We start from the raw sequence: 1,967 nt of genomic DNA, 5'->3' as shown, positions 1-1,967 counted from the left end.
GACTTGATCCTCAAACAGCGTTCTTGAGGATCAAGTCAGCACGCTCGTTGCGTCAGGCGGGGGCGGCGACGGCGTCCTTCAGGCGGACGGCGGGGTCGGTGGCACGCGCCAGGTCGAGGCGCAACGGCTCGCCGCGGGCCATGAGCCGGCGCACGCCGCCCACGTCGCGGGGGGAGTCGACGAGGAGGACGGCGCGCACGGTCGCCACGGTTCCGGCCGACCCGCCCGCCGTCTCCTGCGGGTCGAGGTACAGCGCCGCCCAGGGGCCGTCGCCGGGGGCGCCCCGCAGCACCACGGGCGAGTCCGCGGCAGGCAGTCCGAGCAGGGCCAGGTCGTGCCCCAGCTGCTGGGAGAACACGTACGGCGCGTGCGCCGCGCCGCCGCCGACGCCGAGCATCGCGCGCACGGTGGCGTCCGGGTCGTGCAGCGCCGCGGACCAGTGGCCGCCGGGGACGGTGCCGAAGACGGCGTGCGCGCGGGTGGCGACGTCGCCCACCGCCCACGCTCGCGGGTGGCCGGGGACGCGCCCGTCGGCGTCCACCACGAGGGCGCCCCGCGGGTCCAGGGGCAAGGTTCCGGACAGCCAGTCCGAGGCCGGGCGCGCCCCGACGGCCGTGAGCACGAGGTCCGCGGGGACGTGCTCGCCGCCGGACAGCCGCACGCCGGAGCCGTCGACGGCGGCCACGGCGGCGCCGGTCCGCAGCCGGACCCCGGCCTCGGCGTACCACCGGACGAGGTGGCCGCCCACCTCAGGTCCGAGCTGGCGCGACAGGGGTGCGTCGGCGGCCTCGAGCACGGTGACCTCCGCACCCGCACCCGCCGCGACCCCCGCGAGCTCGGCACCGATCCAGCCGGCGCCGACGATCACGAGGCGCAGCCCGGGGCGCAGCGCTCCGCGCAGGCGCGCGGCGTCCGCGGCCGTGTGCAGCAGGTCGGACGACGCGAAGCCCGGCGGCACCACGGGGACGGACCCCACCGCGAGCACGACGGCGTCCGCCTCGACCGTCCCGCGCGCCGTCGTGACGACCGCGCCGTCCGGCCGCAGGGCCAGCCCCTGGGCCGGCTCGGCCAGCCGCACGTCGTCGGCGAGCGCCTCGACGTCGACGCCGAGGTCGTCGCTGAGCCACACCGGCTCCGGCCGGGTCAGCAGCTCCTTGGACAGGGGCGGGCGGTCGTAGGGGGGCACGCCCTCCGCGCCGAGCAGCGTGATGCGGCCGTCGAAGCCGTGCGTGCGCAGCGCCGCGACCGTCTGCGCGCCCGCGAGGCCGGCGCCGACCACGACGACCGACCGGGGCGGCGGGAGAGCGGGGGAGGGGACGGTGGTCGTGGGCTCGGGCACGCTGCTCACCGTAACCCTGACCCGAGGGCGGGCTCGTGCCCGACGACCGGTAGGCTCGACTGCCGTGGAACCCCGTGCGCTGCCCGACCCTCCCGGAGGGCGCAGGCCCGCGCCCAAGTGGCACGCCGTCGACGCCGAGCACGACGAGGCTCTGCGCGCGGTGCCCGGCCCCGAGCGGGCCATCGTCACGGTGCTGAGCGGCATCGTCCTCGCCGTCGTGCTGGGCGTGCTCGTCGGGGCACGTCTGGGGACCGGCGTCGTGGCGCTCACGCTGGCGGTCGCGGGCACCTGGCGCGCGACCTCCGCGACCGGCCCGGTCGGGCTCGTCGTCCGCAGCCGTGGCTTCGACGTCGTCCTGTGCTGGGTGGCTGCCGTCGTGATCGGGGTGCTGGCGCTGACCGCGCCGGGCCTGAGCTGACGGCCGCCTGCGGCACGACCGCACGCACGACAAGGACGCACGCACGACAGAACGAGAGGGCCGGCACCCCGTGGGGTGGCGGGCCGCTCGCCGGGGGGGGGGCCGCGGGGGGGGGGCGGGCGCGGGGGGGTGGGGGCGGGGGTTAAAAAAAAAAAAACACCACCCCCAAAAAACTGTTTTGGTGTATGTGGGGGGGGGGGGTTAAAAAAA

Annotated in this window: 2 protein-coding genes; one reads left to right on the top strand and one right to left on the bottom strand. The window is 77.1% G+C overall.

What is annotated here, in order from left to right; genetic code table 11:
- Positions 1-52 precede the first annotated feature (52 nt).
- Positions 53-1,339, bottom strand: coding sequence for an NAD(P)/FAD-dependent oxidoreductase (locus ACWGKI_RS20800; RefSeq protein WP_452189580.1), 1,287 nt, complete (start codon positions 1,337-1,339; stop codon positions 53-55).
- A gap of 64 nt (positions 1,340-1,403) precedes the next feature.
- Here ACWGKI_RS20800 and ACWGKI_RS20795 point away from each other — a divergent pair, with 64 nt between their 5' ends.
- Positions 1,404-1,757 carry a DUF3017 domain-containing protein gene (locus ACWGKI_RS20795; RefSeq protein WP_452189578.1) on the top strand — a complete coding sequence of 118 codons (354 nt, stop codon included), beginning with the start codon at positions 1,404-1,406 and terminating at the stop codon, positions 1,755-1,757.
- Positions 1,758-1,967 lie beyond the last annotated feature (210 nt).

This window comes from Isoptericola sp. NPDC055881 (genome assembly GCF_053615895.1).
Note: the sequence above shows the minus strand (reverse complement) of the source record. Positions and strands in the feature narration are given on the sequence as shown.